Source organism: Nostoc sp., assembly GCF_036917235.1.
Lineage (GTDB): Bacteria > Cyanobacteriota > Cyanobacteriia > Cyanobacteriales > Nostocaceae > Nostoc.
This window is the reverse complement of record NZ_JBALDU010000094.1, coordinates 113,052-132,476: the sequence shown is the minus strand read 5'-3', so window position 1 is coordinate 132,476 and position 19,425 is coordinate 113,052. Positions and strand designations below refer to the sequence as shown.

The window sequence follows — 19,425 nt, the reverse complement described above, 5'->3', positions numbered from 1 at the left end:
TTTTAGCCCGAAGTTTTTCGCTTAAGGGAAATTTATTACCAAAATATATACCTATTTTAAATATCTTCATCAATAGTATCTTCAGGAATTCGCCCAGATGGATCGCTGAGAATTTCACGGATGAGATTATTATCGAGTATTATTCGATTTTGTCTAGCAAAATCAACGATTTGTGCTTCAGTTAATTCATAATCATTTCGGGCTTTCATGATATAATCAATTGCTAAGAGTGGCTGAATCTCTTCAGATTTTAATAATACCCATTCTCCACCTAGATGTTTTGACAGAAGTTTATCCAAATACTGTTTTGCTTTACTACCACTGCTAACATTTTTAGAGCGAACTAAGCAACCACGAGTTAAATCAAATTTTTTGTATTCAATTAAGCGCTTCAATCCAGCTTGGAGAAACAGACCACTAACTCCTTCAAGAACAGCTATGCCAATTTTTACAATATTAGCGCTCTCCTCACCCACAATTTTAAAATTAATATATCCTTGGTCTACACTACGAGTTTTAACGTCTACAACTTCTATAATTTTGACATTTTCTAAAGTTTGTCCAATTAGGGTAGAAAAGCTAAATCTCAGAGCATTAGCGAGTTTATCGTTATTCTCAATGTCATCTTTTATCTTACTTTTAAGGGCTGCTATCTCCTTATTAAAAGCAGATTTTACTGGGTGCTTTAACAGTGGTGGTGTTATTATTTCAGTAGGAATACTCCAGTTTTCTGCACACCATTGTAAAACCTTCCTAACCATTGGTTTTTCCTTTCCAAGTTCTCTCAGTTTCTCTTCATCAAAAGGATAAACTGAATGAGGTGGTGTTACTTCATGTTGGTCATAAAAGTCTTTTAACCACTGGGAAACTAAGGCAATAATATCTTCAGATTTGAGATAAGTTAACTCAATACTTCTTTGAGCGATCCGATCTGTAACTGATTCTGCCTCTTTTAAGGCTCTTATTTGATCAGTCCAGGTTTGAGGAAACATCGCCGTTATAAAAACACCGCGTTTAATCTTATCATATAAATCCTTGGCTAAAATAGCAGTAACTTGTGATGCTGTAAATCCAGCATCATTACACATTAGAATACTTTCCAATTCGTCAAAACAAATGACTATTGGTTTGTAATCACTAATTAAGTCCAGAATTTGGCGAACTGTGCTGAAGGCTTGGGCTTCTCTATCCTGGGCGCTGGTGTTTGCTAGACCTAATGCATCGGCTCTTGACTGTGGTAATTCTTGACCAGCAAGCCAGTTTATAGCGTAACGCTCTTCAGATGGATTAGAGGAGAGTGTCCATAAAATTGCAGCGATAATGTCAGGGTTTTCAATGTCATGCTTAATTCCCAGTACTCTATCTGTCCAATGCTCAACTACCTTAGAATTTACTTTTAAGACTTCGGAAAAATGACGAACCATCTCATCAGGTGTAAAAGCTTTGTTGTAAGCTTCATTGAAAATAGCAGTTGCTAATTCCCTCCACTGGCTCATCCCCTGGCTACCGATGTGTTTGAGGCTATTTGCTAAATTTCGTAAAAATTCAGCTTTAATTCGATTTAAATCGTTAATCTCGCTCGTATAGACAAATAAAGCACTACCATCAGTCTGAAGTTGGCGGCGAATTCGACTGATAAGATGGCTTTTCCCTAGTCCTCTTTCAGCCTTGATGGTAATGCCTATGACGGATTGTTGTTTGGTGCGAACTCTCTCAATGGCATCAAAAACAGCATCTGAGGCATGGGCATTTAAGGAGGGAACATCAGGAAAACCTGTTACCCAAATATCTTGACTTCTAACTACTAAAGGTCTGTCGAATGGGTTGTGACTTTTGATGGCATTAATTAGGCCGTTGTCGTTAGACATGGATCTAGGGTGAGGTTAATTTTGGATGGTAGATGTTGGATTGCTCAGTATTTGTAAGCTGCACGACATCTAATTGGGGTTTAACTATGTGCAAGGAGTAACCTAAGAATAGGTTTATGAGTTTAAACGCTTTGCATAGCAGCGTAACCCGCTTACTGGGGTAGTTATGGAGTCTTCCAATTTGTCTGGATCGCTGTCTGATAAGCTACCACCTTGGAGTTGCAAAATGTCTTTCTCTTGCATTTCCAATAGCCACTCGTTGAAATCCTCACGACTTACACGATCGCCTATTTCTCTCCTGAGCCGATAAATTGGCACAAGATCATCTAGGTTATAGTTTTGGTTCAACTTGTCGTAGACTTCCAACGCCACAGATTTAAACTCCTCATAAGAAGCGATCGCACCTTTCCCATTAACTGGTACATCTGCACCACTTACCGCAACATCAATCTGACTAATCCACTTCACCAACGCGTTCGCCGCCCAAGTTCCGACAATCGTCCCTTCAAACTTAAACTCGCCACTTCTCAAACCCTTACCCAATACCTCTAAACCTTTGGGAGATGTTAGAGAATATCCCTTTTTGGAGATTGCGATCGCACCCTGCTTCTGTAATTCCTCGAATATGCCCTGATAATCTGCTACCTTCTGGCTTTTGGATACAATTCGCTTAGTCAGTTGACCCTTCTTAACTTCCTGCTGCGTTCCTCCCAAATCCCACAAAGCCAAAAGAAGACGAGTACTAGTATTTTTTGATGTTATATTGAGTATATTTTTTGAGAAAAAGCATCATAGTAACTGTATCTTTATATATTATTTATGCAGAAAAAATAACCGGGAAATTGCTGAAGATTTCGGCGTTTTAGCTAAATAGACTCATCAAAAATCAACAATATATTTCCTTGGGATGAATGCAGTTTCTCTCAAAGGCGGGATGGAATGCTTGAGAAAATCGCTAATGATGGTAGAGAAACGCTGTAGCTGCGCAGTTGTAAATTAAGTGGTATATGTTTTTTCAATTCCCAGCGAAATAACAGGAATTCCAACTTTGTTTTTGCAACAGCAAGGCTTTTAGCAAATACAGGTGAGAACGAAATCCAATGAACACAATATATAAAGAACGTAAAATAGTTTCGCGTCTATTTGCAGTGCTACTTTCGGCATTGCTAATGGTTCCCTTGCTGAGTAGCTGCGGAGGCGGTTCTCAAAAGGCTAATGTGCCACCACCAGTAGATGATACCGTTGGTAGAACAGTGAGCGATCGCAAGACTGCAAGCCAAACCGAAGCTAAGAAAGGATTGGGTACGGGGCAAAAAGTGGCACTTTTGGCGGGAGCCGCTGGACTTTATTATCTCTACAACCAGCATAAAAATGCTTCACAAGAAGGAGCACAAGGTAAATACTATCTATCCAAGAACGGACGTGTATATTACCGTGATGCTGAACATCGCGCTCACTGGGTAACAGCACCAGCAGAAGGAATTCGAGTACCGGAATCTGAAGCACAAAAGTATCGGGAATTCCAAGGCTATAACCGGAGTGCTACAGGTCGCGATCTCACTGGTATAACTTCATCCGCAGCTCCAGCACTCTAGATCGGCGAAGCGTGTGTAGAAAGCAGGTTTCCTGGAGGATAACGCCGATCGCGCCCGTCGGAAACACGAACTTAAATCAGGAGACAGATTATGGTAAATGAATTTTTCCGAAAGGCGAAAGACTTACTTTTGGGATCGAACAGCGAGGAAGCCGATCAAGATGCCGAATTCCGCGATCGCAATGTACGTCCAGCCAGCGAAGATCCATACGGCGATCCCGCAGATCCCGCATCTTACAGCAATGTTCGCCCAGCTAGTGAAGACCCCTACGGCGACCCCGCAGATATCTCGTCTTATAGCAATGTTCGCCCAGCTAGCGAAGACCCTTACGGCGACCCCGCAGACACAGGGGAGTTTGGTGATGTCCGTCCAGCCAGCGAAGACCCTTACGGCGACCCCGCAGATCAGGATTCTCGCCGCTAACGCCAAACCAATCTGGTGATATTGGTTTTTATAGGGTGATGAATTTTGGAATAACAAATAAGGCAGTAGGTTCAAATCCTACTGCCTTTTATTTTTGCTGCTATTTCTACGAATTACGAACTTGTACTGAGCGTAGCCGTTGGCGCAGCCTCTCGTAGAGAAGTATTACGAATTATTTCCTGCGATCGCTCAATATTTTGACGCACAGATATGACCTGAATTCTTTTTACTTATTTAAACTCTTCGAGTTGATCCACACGTAACCAAACATTTGGTGTTGGCACTTTCCCAAACTTAATCAGGGCGTAATCACCTTTGATATCGACAATTTCACCCTTGGTTTCAAACAAATAAGAAGGAAAGCGAGTATCACTGGCTTTAGCCTCCAGACTGTTTTCTAGTTTTTCGCGCACAGCGCGAACCATATCTCCTTTTTTGACTGCCATGAGTTCCTCTCTCAAATTTGTAACGTCTTTTACCTGCATTTTAAAAGAGTTTCGAGTTAGAACTCCTAACTCTTGTGAAGACGCGATTAATCGCGTCTCCTGACTCCCCGTAACGTTTGACACTCAGAGCAAAAATGACTAGATCGCCCAGCTAACCTGATCCGTTGAATTGATGTACCACAAACTCGACAGGGTTCTCCAGCGCGGTTATAAACCCAGGCTACACCACCATAATTGCCGTTAGTACCTTTAACATTTAAGAAATTACTAAATGTCGTACCACCAGCCTCAATACTGGTTTCTAACACTTGAATGATGGCGGTTCGCAAAAGTTCAATTTGCTTTAGCTGCAAATCTATACACAACGTTTCAGGTAAAATCCCACTCTTAAATAATGCTTCATCAGCATAGATGTTACCTAATCCCGCCACCACCGATTGATCCAGTAGCGCAGTTTTAATCGGACGGCGGCGGTTTTGGAGTTTGCTTGCTAGATATTCAACAGTGAATTCGGGTGAAAATGGATCTGCTGCCAGTTTTGCTAAACCAGTCATAATACTGTCTACAGCAACACCAGGCGGAACCCACCATATTTTACCGAAGGTTCGCTGGTCAACAAAACGTAATTCCTGCCGATCCTCAAAGAATAATCTAACCCGCGTGTGCTTGTGTAATGGTTCATCTCTATCCAGCCATAATAGTTGACCGGTCATTCGCAAATGAACCCCTAGCCAGCCGGAAGACGAGGAGAGTTCGGCGAGGAGATATTTACCGCGACGATGCCAAGTAGCGATCGCATTTTTTTCAATTCCATTAACAAACTCACCAACAGAAAACGGGTAGGCGATGGTGCGATCGAGCAACACATCTCCACCCGTGATTTCTTGATTGAGGGTCAATTGATTTAGACCCCTTCGGACTGTTTCAACTTCAGGCAGTTCAGGCATTAAAGCTGAGTTAAGCAGGCAATTGTGATTTATTTGAGGGTTCGAGGAAGAAGAGATGGGGTAGTAACTTACATAGCCGTAGATGGCTCGTATTACTACCCAAAAGAAACCGTAAATACCCGCAGGGCGGCTCTCTTAGATTAGGGTAGGCTAGGACAAAGAATGAATGAACTGAAATTTTCAGACTTCATACTTCAGACTTAACACTACCCTTCATCATCGCATCAAACAACCCCCTTGTAGCTTTGCTGCTATTTTTTCGGTGCTTTAGCCTTTGGTGCTTCAACCTCGACTAATTCATCCTGGGCAAAGTTGTTGGTATTGATACCAGAGTAATTGACCTTTTCAAAGCGGACAATTACAGGGTATTTGATGCCGCTTTGGTCGATGGAAGCCACAGTTCCTAGATCCTGAAACCAGTAGGATTCAGGGCGGAGAATACGTACTTTAGAACCACGTTGAACCATGATTATTTTCCCTTTTAGTTATCAATCGCCAATCTAGAGGGCTAATTGATTTCACTCTACAACCTCAAGGTCGCTGCAAGAGTCTTTGTTAAGTTATTTGTCTGAATTGGGTACTGGGCATGGGGCATTGGACATGGGGCACAAGAGGCAGAGAGGCAGAGGGGAAAGAACTTGTACAAGAACTCTCCCCTGCTCGCTCATCTTCCCAGCCACGTACTACATCCAAAATTGCAAAAGGTATTAGACCCCACTTGACAAGGTATACGTTATAGCGTACCTTCGTTCGCAAAAGGTTATTTGTGCAAAGCTTATGTTTTAGTTAAGACAAACACACTTCCCTCGTTACCTCTGCCGATCCGTAAGTCGTTATCTATATAAGTGATATCTAACCAGCCTTGCTGTTTGTCACTCTTGATGGCAAAATCAATTCCGGGAAATTTTCTACCTTCTTCAATTTGTTGGATAAAAGTTACCGGAGAATTGTATTCTATTAAACGTTGTAAGCCGATAATAGAACGCTCAAATTTTACTTGGACACGCCGACCTGAAACTGGCTCAAATTTAGCAGCAACGCTGACTAATCCTTCTAAAAAAGGTAAGCCATAAATCTCAGCTATGTTGTAAACACTGGTAGTCTCTACCCGGATACACTGATAGATTTGACCCAGTTTGCATAAAGGTAGACGATCTAAGTTTAAAAGAGCCTTGCTAGTGGTGTATAGTAATCGCCAATTGCCATCTAGCAAATTACTAGCTTCCACCGGACGGGGTGTAGGATTAAAGTCTTCTAAATTGGCGATCGCTGCTAAGATAGCCTGTTTCTGGGCTTCAGTCGCTAGTAAACCGCGATTTGTACCAGCGATCGCATCCATAAGAGCCGCTTTTCCCATCATCGACTGTCACCTCAAAAATCACTCACTTTCCATCAGCATAAACAAGATATTAATGACATATATGTAGAGGCATAAAAATTACTAAGAATCGCTTGACTTAAGCCTTATGCTTATTAAATAAAAAAATTTCTATCTGAATGCGGATTTATCAACTAAAGGGTTGAAAAGATAACTAAATTAATCCGTCTCAAGTGATAGACTCTAAATGTCAACTTACGTAAACCTTTTCTTGACCTGACTCGATATGTTGAACTCTCCATTACGTGAAGCGGCCCGTAACCAACGAGCCGATGTCATCCCCCTAAAGCCAGAGTCCTCTTTGTTGGACTGGTTACAAAATAACGGTCGCATCATTGCCCGTGACGTTCACGAACCGGATTTTCGAGATAACGAAGAAGGAATAGACTCCCTAATGGGTGTAGATGATGGAATTGGCTACGACCTCGATGATGATGACGATGATGATATAGGAATCGCTGAGAATTAGCCTTTTCAGGCTAGGGACTTGGTAGTATCCCTAGTTACTGGTATTCAATTTTATAAGTGTGGAGTGAAGGGAAACTTCTGTGGACGCTAAATTATCTCCTGAGCAAGGATTAAACATTTCTGGAATCGCTCTAGCCTCTTTATTAGCCGTAGGGTTAGGTACAACAGCTTTTTTCTTGGATTCGATGGCCAATCGGCTACCGTGGCAAAGTATGTCACTAACTCTGCCACTACTGTTGTGTGCGTTGGGTTCAGGTGTGGTGGGCTATTGGGTAATACCTTTACTTCAAGCACTTAAAACTGGACAAATAATTCGCGAAGATGGGCCACAAGCTCATCTAAAAAAGGCAGGCACTCCCACAATGGGCGGTATATTTTTTATACCTGCATCTGTGCTGATTGCCTGTATATTGTCTAACTTTTCTAAAGAGGTGCTTGCAGTTTCGGCTTTGACAATCAGCTATGGATTGATTGGCTGGCTTGATGATTGGCAAATTCTGCGCCGGAAATCAAATAAAGGTATATCTCCCCGCACAAAACTAGCTTTGCAGGTGAGTTTTGCGGCAGTGTTTTGTCTATGGCTGATGTTTAATCAACCTTCTAATATTACAAATATTGCTTTGCCTTGGGTGAGTTTCACACTACCCTTAGGATTCCTATTTTGGCCTTTAGCAGGTTTTGTGCTAGTTGCAGAAAGTAATGCGACTAATTTAACAGATGGTATTGATGGCTTGGCAGCAGGAACAGTAGCGATCGCACTTTTGGCATTAGGTGCTTTAGTCGCACCAACAGCACCAGGATTGATGGTTTTCTGTGCTGCTTTAAGTGGCGGGTGTTTAGGTTTCTTAGCCCATAATCGCAACCCAGCCCGTGTTTTCATGGGAGATACTGGTTCCCTGGCACTGGGAGGAGCTTTAGCTGCTGTAGCACTATTGACAAACACCTTAGTAGGTCTATTTATTCTCAGTGGTATCTTCTTTGTAGAAACCCTTTCGGTGATGGCACAGGTAAGTTATTACAAAGCCACGAAAGGCCCAGATGGCAAAGGCAAACGTCTCTTCAGAATGGCACCCTTACACCATCATTTGGAACTTACTGGCTGGTCAGAATTGCAAGTGGTTGGAGTGTTTTATATAATCGCAGCGATTTTGGCTACTATCTGTTTAGCGATCGCTCCATTCTAAATGTTTTAAAAACTGCTTGAATAAAAAAACAACTCCCGCATCTTCAGGGAGTTGTTTTTTTATAGGGTAAATTTATAAAGTCATGGAGTCAATCTAAAATCTAAAATCTAAAATTGTTTGACCGCTTGCGGTGTTCTGAATTCTTTATTCTTCAATTATAAGTATTTACATATTCCCTAACTCGATTCTTCCCTGTTCGCTTTGCCTCAAGCATCGCCTGATTTGCTCGATTCAGAAAATCCTTAACCGTAATCCCTGGTTCTGATACAGCTATACCAAAAGAAGCGGTGATGCTTTCGAGGATCTGATCGCCATCCTTCAATTGCATTTTTTCAATATCTAGCCTTAATTGTTCCACTCGCTTTCTGAGCGTTTCCAGTGTCATATTAGGCATCACAATCACAAATTCTTCACCACCCCATCTGCAAGCAATGTCAAAGGAGCGAATAGATTTTAACAGTAACTTTGCTAATCCCTGGAGAACAATGTTGGCAGTCACATGGCCATAGCGCGAGTTGTAAGACTTGAAGTTATCGATATCAAGAAAAATAATACTAAGAGGTTGTCCCGATCGTTCAGCTTCTGCTAGCCTTTGTTCCGTTATGCTTTGCATATAGCTTTGATTGAATAGTTGGGTCATCCCATCCCGCAAGCTCTCATTGGTTAGACGTTGTTTTATCGATAAATTATTCAGTGCAATACCTAATGTTCTAGCAATAATCTCAGAAGTTTGTTGAACTTCTGGACTGATTTCTTCAGGTGCATAGATGTGTAAAATCCCAACTACTTCGCCTTGTCCAAACAATGGAATGCACAAATGTGCGCCGCTAACTGGCTCTATTAAGTGACTGCAAATTAATCCTGAATTCGGAGACGATAAAAGGTTTAATTTTCCTCTCCGCAATGCCCAACAATCAGATAGTGAAAATATTTCTTTACTGATTTTTTCACCTCCCCAAATACTATTAATCTGAACATAATTCTTGGAATTAGAAATTATACAGACACAACCACTCATATTAGGAAATAGCTTGGAACAAGTTAAAGCGACTACTTGATACACTTCATCTTTAGACTCACAGGAATAAAGCATATCCGTCATATCTGAGAGATATATAAGTTCTCGTTTTTTTGCCTCTAATTCTAGTATTTTTTCTTCTAGCTGCCGATTTAGGTCAGTGAGCGATCGCTGTGCTTCTATAGATTCTGTAATATCTATACTGATCCCACCGATGCGGCAAGCGCCCGTTGCGTAATCGCTAAACGGAAACTTAAACGATAGCCAGTAGCACGGCTGATCGTTATCAGATAACTTTACCTCTTCAATTAGCTTCAAGGGACGTAGAGTCTTCAAAACGACTCGATCGTTCTCCATAATCCGCCGCCCCTCTTCTGGATATGGCAAGAATTCACTATCGGTTTTCCCCAACCATTCTTGTGAATCTACAGAAAATCTAGACTGTAGCTCCTGGTTGTAGTATAGAATTCTAGATTGCTCATCTTTGATATAGGCTGCAAAAGGGCCATGATCTAAAAATAGCTGTTGCATCTGCTGGCTGCGTTGAAGTTGGCGGCTATCTTCTTGAGATTTAGCGATCGCCTTTACAACTTGATAAGCGGTTGGCATTAGATAGAGTAAGGCAGACAAGGAAACAAACGCCATTACATCAAGTACGCCTAAGTGCAACAGCGACACTGCCGAATGTGGCTCAAAGATAGCCAAAAAATGATGAAATCCGCACAATAGCACGAATCCACCTGATAAGAAAAAGGCTAGCCAAAACTTAGAAGGTATAGTTGCCTTAGTTTTAGCAAAGAAAACCCCTATTATTATGGGGATACCAAAGTATGAAAATGCAGTGATGCCATGAGCAATTATGCAATTCCAGTAAATAGGCTCCATTACTGACCTGATATTAACATTTCATCCGCTTCACTATAATTCTGGGTAGCCTCAATATGTAAGGATAGAAAGGATGATTTCAGTGCCTCATGGCTTAGTTTTACAAAAGTTATCATGGTAACTTTTTGAACGGCTGCTCATGTCACCCCCTTAGCAACCTGACCTACCAAGTGAGTGAGTTCGGGTAAAATCAGTTTTTCCATCGCCAGTCGCACAGCATTACTGGAACCAGGAAGCGAGAAAATTAATTTATTTTGATAAACACCAGCAACAGCGCGAGAAGCGATCGCCCGCGAACCAATTTCTTGATAACTTAAAAAACGAAATAACTCACCAAATCCCGGCAAAGTTTTCTCCAGTAACTTCTCAATGGCATCGTAGGTAGTATCTCTTGGTGCAATACCTGTACCACCATTGAAAATTACAGCATCCAAATTTGCGCTTTTGCCCAGATTTTCTATCTGCCCTTGAATTTGTGTTGGTTCATCTTTGATAATCGTGTAGGCTCCGACAGCATGGTTACCACCAAGGAGTAACTGCTGAATTAGCTGGCCACTTTTGTCTGTTTCCAAAGTGCGCGTATCGCTGACAGTAACTACAGCACAAGTTACTATAACTTCAGGCGAGTCTGGGTGAGGTTGTGGCATTATATGTCACTCATGAACTTTTAATAATGGATAATTGGGCATGGTAAATGGCGCATTCATTGAACATGACAATTACCGATGCCCTACGCCCTAAGCCCTATGCCTCATTTTTACTCAGTCCCAGATCGTTTTCTTCAGCATACCGCTCCATGAAGCGCATAAAGCGCTCCCATTCTTGGACAGATTTCATTACATAAAGTGCTTCTAATTCTTCCGGTTTCCCGTTAATAAATTTAGCTTTAACTTCACGGGTAATTATCTCGCCTTCTTCGTCAATCAAGTACATCCCGGTAATATCTTCGGTGGTACCTTGATCTAAAATTTTCGGATTTGTAAAAATAAAGGTCGCTGTACCACTATCCCCAGTACGCGATCGCGTCAAGCGCACATCTGGAGTTACCTCTTCGTCAAGACCTCTAGAAAACTGGATTTTCGCCATGATGAATGAATTTAAACTTTTGTGATGGTTAATTTAATATTCTCTCATCAATTAGAACACCAAGGTCTAGAGGCTGCTGTTATTCAGCTTTTAGTGTATATACTTAAATCGCTTCTTTTTCAAGTAACAAAGTTACGGGGCCGTCGTTTTCAATGGTAACTTGCATTATTGCACCAAATTTACCTGTTTCTACCTGCAAATAGCTAGCTCTTAATTTGGTAACAAAACGATTATATAAATCTTCTGCTGATTGGGGAGCGGCTGAACGGTCAAAAGAAGGACGGCGACCTTTACGACAGTCACCATAAAGGGTAAACTGACTAACTACTAACAAATCGCCGCCAATTTCTTGTATAGATTTTTGCCAACGGTCGTCTCCTCCTTCGTCAGGAAACAACCGCAATTCTAAGCATTTACGCACCATCCAGTAAATTTCAGCTTCAGTGTCAGTATTAGCAATACCCACGAGCAAATTTAGCCCCCGCCCAATTTTGCCGACAATTTCACCATTAACAGTAACTTGAGATGATTTAACTCGCTGGATAACAACGCGCATTTTAATCTAAACGTTCATCAACGTTTCAATTTTAGAACAATGTCTACGATGGTCACTGAGCTTTGTCGTACCACTTCCCTACGAGACGCTACGCGAAAGTGGAAGCAAGCTAGCAAGAGCGTCTCGTAGAGAAGTGCGGGCTACGCCTACGCTATTCTCTCATTTTCATTGCTCAAAATCGATGGCGGAGCCATTAGAAATGCATTCCCAGGTTCCACCTGGGAACGAGTAGTAAACTCCTAACTTTTATTTGCCAAATCCTTTACCGCGAGAGGTTGAAGGTAGACAAATGCACTTTTCGAGTTGACTAATTAAAGCCTCACGATCCAAATTTTGGCCAATCAGCACTAGTTGGTTTTTCAATTGACCTTGCCATTCATCATCATCCAAGGTGAAGCGTTTACCGCAAAGGTGGAAAATATGACGCTTCGGACTTTCATCAAACCACATAATCCCTTTCGCTCGGAAGATATTTGAGGGTAGCTGGTTATCTAAGAAATACTGAAACTTCCTAATAGAAAAAGGCTTGTCACTTTGGAAAGAGATGGAAGTAAAACCATCATTTTCTAAATGGTCAGAATGATGGTGATGATCGTGATGGTCATGGTCATGGTCGTGATGATCGTGACCGCATGTTGAGTGGTCATGATCGTCATGATGATCGTGATGTTCATGATCGTGATGGTCATGTTCATCCACCACTGTGTCAAAATATTTATCCGACTCAAACAGACCAACACTCAGAATTAAAGGAAGTGGCACTTGCGATCGCGTAGCGCGGATAATTCTTGCTCCTTCCTTAACTTCGTTAATTTTTCCTTCTAACTGATTCAAAGTGGCTTCATCAACCAAATCAGTCTTGTTCAGGACAATTACATCACCATAAGCAATTTGGCTGTATGCCGCCTCAGAATTAAATAAATCTAGGCTATAATTCGCTGCGTCTACCACGGTAATAATCGAATCCAAGCGGGTTAAATCCCGTAATTCTGTACCCAAGAATGTTAAAGCTACTGGTAGCGGATCTGCCAATCCAGTTGTTTCTACTACTAGATAATCTAGATTTTCTTGGCGTTCTAAAACTTTGTAAACTGCATCTACTAAATCATTATTAATAGTGCAGCAAATACAACCATTATTTAGCTCCACCATGTTCTCACCAGTGGAAACAATTAGCTCGTTGTCGATGCCAATTTCGCCAAATTCATTCACGAGAACGGCGGTTTTTAAACCCTGTTGGTTGTTGAGGATATGATTGAGTAAAGTCGTCTTGCCACTACCGAGGAAACCCGTAATAATTGTTACTGGCATTCCTTGTTTGGGCGTATCCATTGCCGAAGATTCGGGTGTAACTGCTGATTGCATAGCGCTGTTATCAAATAGTCAAAAAATAGTAATGTAGCGCAGATAGTCCAGAAAACACTAGCATAGGGATGCTGGACTGTCATCCCAGCTGCTTTACCCTATTATTACGTATCTCTCTATTTCAGCATTACTCTGTTATGACCCTAACCCTTTACAATACCCTCACCCGTCGTCAAGAACCGTTTAAAACAGTCGAAACAGGCAAGGTTAAGATGTATTACTGCGGCGTGACGGTGTACGACTACTGCCATTTGGGTCATGCTAGAGCTTGCATCGTTTGGGACGTAGTACGCCGATACCTCCAGTTTATCGGTTATGAAGTGCGATATATCCAAAATTTTACTGATATTGATGACAAGATTCTCAATCGAGCCTGTGTTGAACATTCATCAATGGAAGCTGTAGCCGATCGCTTCATCAAAGCATATTTTGAGGATATGGCGCGATTGGGAATCAAAGAAGCCGATGAGTATCCCCGTGCTACTCACACGATGAATGGCATTCAGAGGTTAATTCATGAGTTGGAAAATAAGGGTTTTGCCTACCCTGCCGACGGCGATGTATATTATGCTGTGCGGCAGTTTGCTGAGTATGGCAAGCTTTCGGGACAGAAATTAGAAGATTTGCAAGCGGGGAAAAGCGATCGCGTCAACGTAGATGATGCAGAGTACCAGAGAAAGAAAGACCCCTTCGATTTTGCTCTATGGAAAGCAGCAAGATCAGGAGAGCCAGCTTGGGATTCACCTTGGGGTGCAGGTCGTCCAGGGTGGCATATAGAATGCTCGGCAATGGTGCGCGATCGCTTGGGTGATACCATAGATATTCATGCTGGTGGTGCCGACTTAATTTTTCCCCACCATGAAAACGAAATTGCCCAATCTGAGGCTGTGACAGGAAAACCCCTAGCCCGTTACTGGATGCATAACGGCATGGTGACAGTAGATGGTCAAAAAATGTCCAAATCTTTGGGCAACTTTACCACTATTCGAGACTTGCTGGATCGAGGAGTTGACCCGATGGCAGTGCGGTTGTTCGTGCTGACTGCCCAATATCGCACACCAATTGATTTTACCGATGAAGCGATCGCCGCAGCAACCAACGGTTGGCACACCATTAAAGAAGGTTTACTTTTCGGCTACCAATACGGCGAAAAACTAGGCTGGGATTTAGAAAATAGGGAAAATTACCCAATCCAAAATTCAGATATTGAACGTTTCCAGGAAACTGTGAATAACGACTTTAATTTTCCTGGTGGGTTAGCAGTGCTGTTTGAATTAGCCAAAGAACTGCGCCGTGAGGGAAATATTATTGTGCATCAAGGCAAAACTGAAACCTCGCCAGATGAGTTAAAGCGTCAATGGCAAACTCTTGTGACATTGGCTGGAGTTTTAGGTTTAGAAGCCCAGATAGAAGCCGAACCTGACAAGAATGATGGTTTAAGCGATGCGGAAATTGAAGCAAAAATTCAGCAAAGGCAAGAAGCGCGTATTGCCAAAAATTTTGCTGAAAGCGATCGCATTCGTGACGAACTCCAAGCAGAAGGTATTACGCTAATTGATAGCCGTGATGGCACGCGCTGGCATCGGAATTAAATTTTAAATTGTTATGTGGACTACTCTCAAAAAAGCGATCGCTAGTTTCGACATTCCCGCTGATTGGATTGGTATTAGAGCCGTAAAGGAGACTTCTACTACCCGTTTAGTCCGTGACGCCTTACCCCAGCTAAACGGCAAATCCTTCACTGTCGGAGCTATGCTGGAAGTTTTGGTCAATGGCTGTCTGGGTTATGCAGCTACTAACTCTTTAGAACTGTCTTCCCTACAAGATGCTGCCCAAACAGCCTATAAACAGGCACTAGCAGCCAGTGAATGGTGGATACATCCCTTCCGTGAAAGTGAGCGCCCCAAAGTCGTTGGTGAATATAAATCTCCATTTCTTGAGCCATTGGATGCTCTAAGTCCAGGAGAAATCAACGATTTACTGGTTCGTATTTGCCAAACACTCAAAGTTGATGACAAAATTGTGCAAACCATAGCTAGTGCCAGCACCACTGAGAGAGAATCTTGGTTTATTAGCAGCAATGGCTCAGAAGTCTATCAAAAAATACTATCTATAGGCACGAATTACGGAGCTACTGCCCAAGATGGGGCGGTTGTACAACAGCGCAGCAACAACGGTTCGCAAGCAAACTGTTACCAAGGCGGACTCGAACTATTAAAACAAGAAAACTTATGGCATCGGGTGCGGCAAATAGGCGAACAAGCAATAGAACTCCTGACAGCAGAGGAATGCCCAACCACCCGTACCAATTTAGTTTTAGCCTCAGATCAAATGATGCTGCAAATCCATGAAAGTGTCGGGCATCCCCTAGAAATTGACCGAATTTTAGGAGATGAGCGGAACTATGCTGGGGGCAGCTTTGTTAATAAAAGTGATTTTGGCAACCTAGTATATGGTTCGCCACTAATGAACATTACCTTTGATCCCACCGTGCCTGGTGAATTTGCTAGCTATGGCTTTGATGATACGGGTGTCGTAGCAACAAAGGAATATTTGGTTAAAGAAGGTGTACTGCAACGGGGTTTAGGCAGTCTGGAAAGTCAAGCCAGAGCAGGTGTCGCAGGAGTTGCCTGTGCCCGTGCTTCCTCATGGAATCGACCAGCCATCGATCGCATGGGTAACTTGAATTTAGAGCCTTTAAAGGGCACTTTTGAAGACATTATTGGCGGGATAGAACACGGCGTTTACATGGAATCTAACCGTTCTTGGTCAATTGACGATCGCCGCTACAAATTTCAATTTGGTTGCGAGTACGCTAAATTAATTGAAAATGGTAAACTCACCAAAACCCTCCGCAATCCCAACTATCGCGCCACAACCCCAGAATTTTGGCATAGTTTAATCCAAGTAGGAAATGCTGACAATTGGCAAATGTATGGTACTCCTTATTGTGGCAAAGGAGAACCAAATCAGGCCATTTGGGTAGGACATGGTTCACCGGTTTGTGTATTTGCAAATGTCGAAGTTTTTGGTGGAGGAACTTGAAAAACTGCTAAGTGCAAAGTTAGGAGCAGAGCATATCCGGCTTTGCTCTTAAGCCTCATTCCCTCTCTTTATTTCCCTATTAATATTTAATATCCATGAAAATTGAGGAATTATCTGCATTAGAAGTCAGCTTTAATCGACTGATGGAAACTCTACTTGTAAAACAAGCAGAAAATGAACAATTCACTGTGAGACTAAGCAGTGAAAGAAGTCAATTTACTCGTTTCAATCATGCGAAAGTTCGGCAAACTGGTTGTGTTGCTGATGGTTGGATAGAACTAACTTTGATGGCAGATCAACGCAGCAGTATTAGGCAGTTTCCCTTTACTGGAAATTGGGATGTAGATTGGCAGTTAGCGTATGCTGCTTTGCAGGAACTACGTGAGGAACTTATTCTATTACCTATCGATCCATATCTAGTTTTGCCATCAGGAAATAATAGCAGCCGAGAAATACATTCTGGGAATTTATTAGCGGCTGAGGCAGTAGTCCCAACTGTGCTAGAACTAGTTGCTGAATTGGATTTTACAGGGATATATGCAGGGGGAGTAGTAATTAAAGCTTATGGTGATTCTAGCGGTCAAAAACACTGGTTTGCTACTGATTCTTTTACATTAGATTATTCTCTATTTTCCCCATCTGGGCAAGCAGTTAAGGGCACATTTGCCGGGAGTGATTGGGATGCATCTGCATATATAGCCAAAATTAGCGAAGCTAAAAAACAACTAGAATTGCTTGCTCACCCAACTAAACAACTGCCACGAGGACAGTATAAAACTTATTTTGCACCTGCTGCTGTTGCAGATTTATTATTGATGCTTTCTTGGGGAGCGGTAAGCGAAGCTGATATTCAGCAAGGAAACAGTTCTTTAGCTGCTCTATGGCGTCAAGAAAAACAACTTTCCACTATATTTAGTTTGAAAGAAAACTTTCAACGGGGATTAGTGCCGCGATTTAATGAATTGGGAGAAATGGCAGCACCGGAGTTACCTGTAATAGAAAAAGGACGTTTGGTAAACACTCTAGTGAATTCTCGTACTGCTAAAGAATATCAAAAAACTGCCAATGGTGCTAATGGTTCAGAGACTCTGCGTGCGCCAGAAGTCAGTCCAGGAAATTTAGTATTTGAGCAGATTCTTCCGAGATTGGATACAGGATTATATCTATCAAATTTGCATTACTTGAATTGGAGCGATCGCCACACTGGTAGAATTACAGGTATGACCCGTTATGCTTGTTTTTGGGTAGAAAATGGAGAAATTATTGCCCCCATTGAAAACTTACGTTTTGATGAAAGTCTCTATCGCTTCTGGGGAGAAAATTTAATAGATTTGACTACTTTTCAAGAATTTATTCCCGAAGTAGGTACTTATGAAAGTCGTCAACTTGGAGGTAGTTTAGTTCCCGGTATGCTGGTGGAAAACTTTACTTACACTTTGTAGTTTTCTTGTGCAAAAATACCCTATTTTTGCTAGAGACGCGAAGTTCACGTCTCTACAAAAAATTACAAAATCATCTATCTCTGTAAACTGCATTAATTACAATATCTTTGATACTCAGATAAAGAATTAATAGCAACAATAAAAACTGTTCAAATTGAAGAACTGGATCTAAACGCCAACCTTGATAATACAAGATTGCTCCACTTAACAACATTATAATTGGCGTAAATATAAGTTGGATAAGGTAAAGGGCTAAAGCCCAACCTCTAAGTCTGGTTCCACGTTGGGATAGCCAAGCTATTGTTAAAATTAAGTAAATAATTGCCCAAAGCAAATAAATAATTCCAATTAAACCAGCTATATTTAATCCAAAATTCACTTGAGCAAAAGTAAGCATTTATTAAAAATCCTGCTTAATTACAAGCTAAAATTTAAAATTTATTACTAGGTAGATTCCCTAAAATTATTCCTTCATCAAAATTGTTGGGTTAAGCAATAGCGAAACCCAACCGAGAATTTTTCCTCATTTCTCGTTAGAACCTCTATCTTTTCTTGCCAGGAGGTGAATTGCGCTGGGTGAGGTTATCAATTTGCAATTGTTGCCTTCCGTTGGTGATAACTCGCAACATCTCTTTGAGATCCTGCTCAATATTTCCCAAAATGCCATCGGCATAAGCATCAGCACCATCTTCAATTTCTTGAGCATGAGCGATCGCATTTTGTCGCATCAGCTCTAACTCTTGCTGACAAGCATACCGCTTGCGGTCAATCTCGGCGAGGGTTTCTTGCATTATTCCCTCACACTCTTGTTGCACTTGTCGCCGCAGTCGTTCAGCTTCCTGTTCAGCCTGGTGAATAATATCGCTTTCAGCTAAAATTTGCGCTCTTTTTGCTTGTGCAGCTTCAACCACCTGCTGTCCATACTCTTCCGCCTCCAGCAGAATTTCGTCCTTTTGTTCGAGAACTGCTGCTGCTTCTTGAAAAAGTGATGGTAAAGCTAGGCGGATGTAATCAAGCTGATCTAGCAGCTTTTCTTCATCTATGAGTGTGCGTCCCGTCAGCGGAATCCTGAGACTAGAGAGAACCATTTCCTCTAGGCGGTTGAGTTCCTGCTGAATATCTATGCTTCCCTCTCCACCGAGATATTCTTGAGGGGGGGGATTGCTTCCGTTGAGATTGGGTTCAACATTGGAGATTTCTGATTGTAGCATTGGTATATATCTAGGGCAATGTGTGGGGGAACGAGATGATCGATAGAGCCACCAAACCTTGCAATCTCTTTTACCACACTACTACTTAAAAAACTATACTCATTTGAGGTTGCGAGAAAAACTGTTTCTATTTGGGTAGAAAGAGTTTTATTGGTGTGAGCCATTTGCAGTTCCACTTCAAAATCTGACACAGCCCGTAAACCCCGGATCAAAACTTGTGCTTGTTGCATTTGAGCATAATTGACAGTAAGACCATCAAAGCTGTCTACTTTTACATTAGGTAGATGTTCTGTAGAAAGACGGATCTGATCTAGCCGTTGCTCCACACTAAAAAGTGGCATCTTGTTAGGGTTCCGTAGTACAGCGACAATCACCTGCTCAAACAGCCGACTACCGCGCCCGATGAGATCGAGGTGTCCCAAGGTGATGGGGTCGAAGCTACCAGGATAAATAGCAATCACAATTTTAAATATATCAAAGTTGTTTAGGTGATTATATCGAAACCATT

General features: G+C 41.9%; 21 protein-coding genes. 7 read left to right on the top strand and 14 right to left on the bottom strand.

What is annotated here, in order from left to right; all coding sequences use genetic code 11:
- Nucleotides 1-56: 56 nt before the first annotated feature.
- Nucleotides 57-1,868 carry a P-loop NTPase fold protein gene (locus tag V7K44_RS26665; RefSeq protein WP_334936021.1) on the bottom strand — a complete coding sequence of 604 codons (1,812 nt, stop codon included), beginning with the start codon at nt 1,866-1,868 and terminating at the stop codon, nt 57-59.
- A gap of 114 nt (nt 1,869-1,982) precedes the next feature.
- On the bottom strand, nt 1,983-2,591 hold the full coding sequence (locus V7K44_RS26660) for a hypothetical protein (RefSeq protein ID WP_442940723.1): 609 nt from the start codon (nt 2,589-2,591) through the stop codon (nt 1,983-1,985).
- A gap of 377 nt (nt 2,592-2,968) precedes the next feature.
- Between V7K44_RS26660 and V7K44_RS26655 the strand changes: the two genes are divergently transcribed.
- Both V7K44_RS26655 and V7K44_RS26650 read left to right on the top strand, forming a co-directional pair.
- Complete coding sequence (locus tag V7K44_RS26655) at nt 2,969-3,463, top strand: hypothetical protein (RefSeq protein WP_334936019.1); 495 nt, start codon at nt 2,969-2,971, stop codon at nt 3,461-3,463.
- A 90-nt stretch (nt 3,464-3,553) separates the two neighbouring features.
- Nucleotides 3,554-3,886, top strand: coding sequence for a translation initiation factor (locus V7K44_RS26650; RefSeq protein WP_334936017.1), 333 nt, complete (start codon nt 3,554-3,556; stop codon nt 3,884-3,886).
- Between the two features lie 230 nt (nt 3,887-4,116).
- On the opposite strand, the gene V7K44_RS26645 is transcribed toward V7K44_RS26650, so the two are convergent.
- The 4 genes from V7K44_RS26645 to V7K44_RS26630 all read right to left on the bottom strand — a co-directional run bounded on the left by V7K44_RS26645 (nt 4,117) and on the right by V7K44_RS26630 (nt 6,639).
- The gene (locus V7K44_RS26645) at nt 4,117-4,332 is read right to left on the bottom strand and encodes an NAD(P)H-quinone oxidoreductase subunit O (protein ID WP_334872191.1); all 216 of its coding nucleotides are present in this window, start codon (nt 4,330-4,332) and stop codon (nt 4,117-4,119) included.
- 86 nt (nt 4,333-4,418) lie between these two features.
- Nucleotides 4,419-5,279 (bottom strand): DNA-formamidopyrimidine glycosylase, encoded by an 861-nt coding sequence (locus V7K44_RS26640; RefSeq protein ID WP_334936015.1) that lies wholly within the window; start codon nt 5,277-5,279, stop codon nt 4,419-4,421.
- Between the two features lie 251 nt (nt 5,280-5,530).
- The gene (locus tag V7K44_RS26635) at nt 5,531-5,746 is read right to left on the bottom strand and encodes a photosystem I reaction center subunit IV (RefSeq protein WP_094349537.1); all 216 of its coding nucleotides are present in this window, start codon (nt 5,744-5,746) and stop codon (nt 5,531-5,533) included.
- A gap of 308 nt (nt 5,747-6,054) precedes the next feature.
- The gene (locus V7K44_RS26630; RefSeq protein WP_334936013.1) at nt 6,055-6,639 is read right to left on the bottom strand and encodes a PAP/fibrillin family protein; all 585 of its coding nucleotides are present in this window, start codon (nt 6,637-6,639) and stop codon (nt 6,055-6,057) included.
- A 244-nt stretch (nt 6,640-6,883) separates the two neighbouring features.
- Between V7K44_RS26630 and V7K44_RS26625 the strand changes: the two genes are divergently transcribed.
- Together V7K44_RS26625 and mraY are read left to right on the top strand one after the other, a co-directional pair.
- Nucleotides 6,884-7,126 carry a DUF3134 domain-containing protein gene (locus V7K44_RS26625; protein WP_289795286.1) on the top strand — a complete coding sequence of 81 codons (243 nt, stop codon included), beginning with the start codon at nt 6,884-6,886 and terminating at the stop codon, nt 7,124-7,126.
- A 79-nt stretch (nt 7,127-7,205) separates the two neighbouring features.
- Entirely contained in the window at nt 7,206-8,309 is a 1,104-nt protein-coding gene (gene mraY, locus V7K44_RS26620; protein WP_334936010.1) for a phospho-N-acetylmuramoyl-pentapeptide-transferase, read from the top strand.
- Between the two features lie 151 nt (nt 8,310-8,460).
- Here mraY and V7K44_RS26615 read toward each other — a convergent pair whose 3' ends face one another.
- The 5 genes from V7K44_RS26615 to V7K44_RS26595 all read right to left on the bottom strand — a co-directional run bounded on the left by V7K44_RS26615 (nt 8,461) and on the right by V7K44_RS26595 (nt 13,219).
- On the bottom strand, nt 8,461-10,212 hold the full coding sequence (locus V7K44_RS26615; protein WP_334936008.1) for a diguanylate cyclase: 1,752 nt from the start codon (nt 10,210-10,212) through the stop codon (nt 8,461-8,463).
- A 137-nt stretch (nt 10,213-10,349) separates the two neighbouring features.
- On the bottom strand, nt 10,350-10,862 hold the full coding sequence (locus tag V7K44_RS26610) for a MogA/MoaB family molybdenum cofactor biosynthesis protein (protein WP_334936081.1): 513 nt from the start codon (nt 10,860-10,862) through the stop codon (nt 10,350-10,352).
- 94 nt (nt 10,863-10,956) lie between these two features.
- Entirely contained in the window at nt 10,957-11,298 is a 342-nt protein-coding gene (gene psb28 / locus V7K44_RS26605) for a photosystem II reaction center protein Psb28 (protein WP_334925175.1), read from the bottom strand.
- Nucleotides 11,299-11,401: 103 nt separating this feature from the next.
- The gene (dtd, locus tag V7K44_RS26600) at nt 11,402-11,854 is read right to left on the bottom strand and encodes a D-aminoacyl-tRNA deacylase (RefSeq protein ID WP_334936006.1); all 453 of its coding nucleotides are present in this window, start codon (nt 11,852-11,854) and stop codon (nt 11,402-11,404) included.
- A gap of 246 nt (nt 11,855-12,100) precedes the next feature.
- Entirely contained in the window at nt 12,101-13,219 is a 1,119-nt protein-coding gene (locus V7K44_RS26595; RefSeq protein ID WP_334936004.1) for a CobW family GTP-binding protein, read from the bottom strand.
- 137 nt (nt 13,220-13,356) lie between these two features.
- Here V7K44_RS26595 and cysS point away from each other — a divergent pair, with 137 nt between their 5' ends.
- The 3 genes from cysS to V7K44_RS26580 all read left to right on the top strand — a co-directional run bounded on the left by cysS (nt 13,357) and on the right by V7K44_RS26580 (nt 17,706).
- On the top strand, nt 13,357-14,811 hold the full coding sequence (cysS, locus tag V7K44_RS26590) for a cysteine--tRNA ligase (RefSeq protein ID WP_334936002.1): 1,455 nt from the start codon (nt 13,357-13,359) through the stop codon (nt 14,809-14,811).
- Nucleotides 14,812-14,824: 13 nt separating this feature from the next.
- Nucleotides 14,825-16,264: a TldD/PmbA family protein gene (locus tag V7K44_RS26585; protein WP_334936000.1), complete on the top strand. Its 1,440-nt coding sequence runs from the start codon at nt 14,825-14,827 to the stop codon at nt 16,262-16,264.
- Nucleotides 16,265-16,359: 95 nt separating this feature from the next.
- Nucleotides 16,360-17,706: a TldD/PmbA family protein gene (locus V7K44_RS26580; protein WP_334935998.1), complete on the top strand. Its 1,347-nt coding sequence runs from the start codon at nt 16,360-16,362 to the stop codon at nt 17,704-17,706.
- Nucleotides 17,707-17,776: 70 nt separating this feature from the next.
- Here the strand turns inward: V7K44_RS26580 and V7K44_RS26575 are convergent, their stop codons facing one another.
- The 3 genes from V7K44_RS26575 to coaD form a co-directional block, all read right to left on the bottom strand.
- Entirely contained in the window at nt 17,777-18,103 is a 327-nt protein-coding gene (locus tag V7K44_RS26575; protein ID WP_334935996.1) for a Ycf66 family protein, read from the bottom strand.
- 145 nt (nt 18,104-18,248) lie between these two features.
- Nucleotides 18,249-18,917, bottom strand: coding sequence for a DivIVA domain-containing protein (locus tag V7K44_RS26570; RefSeq protein ID WP_334935994.1), 669 nt, complete (start codon nt 18,915-18,917; stop codon nt 18,249-18,251).
- Entirely contained in the window at nt 18,827-19,378 is a 552-nt protein-coding gene (gene coaD, locus V7K44_RS26565; protein WP_334935992.1) for a pantetheine-phosphate adenylyltransferase, read from the bottom strand. The genes V7K44_RS26570 and coaD overlap by 91 nt, the downstream gene beginning before the upstream one ends.
- Nucleotides 19,379-19,425 lie beyond the last annotated feature (47 nt).

Bases quoted from the DNA above. Each gene is read 5' to 3' on its own strand.
- V7K44_RS26665 (WP_334936021.1), bottom strand. From the start codon at position 1,868: ATGTCTAACGACAACGGCCTAATTAATGCCATCAAAAGTCACAACCCA.
- V7K44_RS26655 (WP_334936019.1), top strand. From the start codon at position 2,969: ATGAACACAATATATAAAGAACGTAAAATAGTTTCGCGTCTATTTGCA.
- V7K44_RS26650 (WP_334936017.1), top strand. From the start codon at position 3,554: ATGGTAAATGAATTTTTCCGAAAGGCGAAAGACTTACTTTTGGGATCG.
- V7K44_RS26645 (WP_334872191.1), bottom strand. From the start codon at position 4,332: ATGGCAGTCAAAAAAGGAGATATGGTTCGCGCTGTGCGCGAAAAACTA.
- V7K44_RS26640 (WP_334936015.1), bottom strand. From the start codon at position 5,279: ATGCCTGAACTGCCTGAAGTTGAAACAGTCCGAAGGGGTCTAAATCAA.
- V7K44_RS26635 (WP_094349537.1), bottom strand. From the start codon at position 5,746: ATGGTTCAACGTGGTTCTAAAGTACGTATTCTCCGCCCTGAATCCTAC.
- V7K44_RS26630 (WP_334936013.1), bottom strand. From the start codon at position 6,639: ATGATGGGAAAAGCGGCTCTTATGGATGCGATCGCTGGTACAAATCGC.
- V7K44_RS26625 (WP_289795286.1), top strand. From the start codon at position 6,884: ATGTTGAACTCTCCATTACGTGAAGCGGCCCGTAACCAACGAGCCGAT.
- V7K44_RS26615 (WP_334936008.1), bottom strand. From the start codon at position 10,212: ATGGAGCCTATTTACTGGAATTGCATAATTGCTCATGGCATCACTGCA.
- psb28 (WP_334925175.1), bottom strand. From the start codon at position 11,298: ATGGCGAAAATCCAGTTTTCTAGAGGTCTTGACGAAGAGGTAACTCCA.
- dtd (WP_334936006.1), bottom strand. From the start codon at position 11,854: ATGCGCGTTGTTATCCAGCGAGTTAAATCATCTCAAGTTACTGTTAAT.
- V7K44_RS26595 (WP_334936004.1), bottom strand. From the start codon at position 13,219: ATGCAATCAGCAGTTACACCCGAATCTTCGGCAATGGATACGCCCAAA.
- cysS (WP_334936002.1), top strand. From the start codon at position 13,357: ATGACCCTAACCCTTTACAATACCCTCACCCGTCGTCAAGAACCGTTT.
- V7K44_RS26585 (WP_334936000.1), top strand. From the start codon at position 14,825: ATGTGGACTACTCTCAAAAAAGCGATCGCTAGTTTCGACATTCCCGCT.
- V7K44_RS26580 (WP_334935998.1), top strand. From the start codon at position 16,360: ATGAAAATTGAGGAATTATCTGCATTAGAAGTCAGCTTTAATCGACTG.
- V7K44_RS26575 (WP_334935996.1), bottom strand. From the start codon at position 18,103: ATGCTTACTTTTGCTCAAGTGAATTTTGGATTAAATATAGCTGGTTTA.
- V7K44_RS26570 (WP_334935994.1), bottom strand. From the start codon at position 18,917: ATGCTACAATCAGAAATCTCCAATGTTGAACCCAATCTCAACGGAAGC.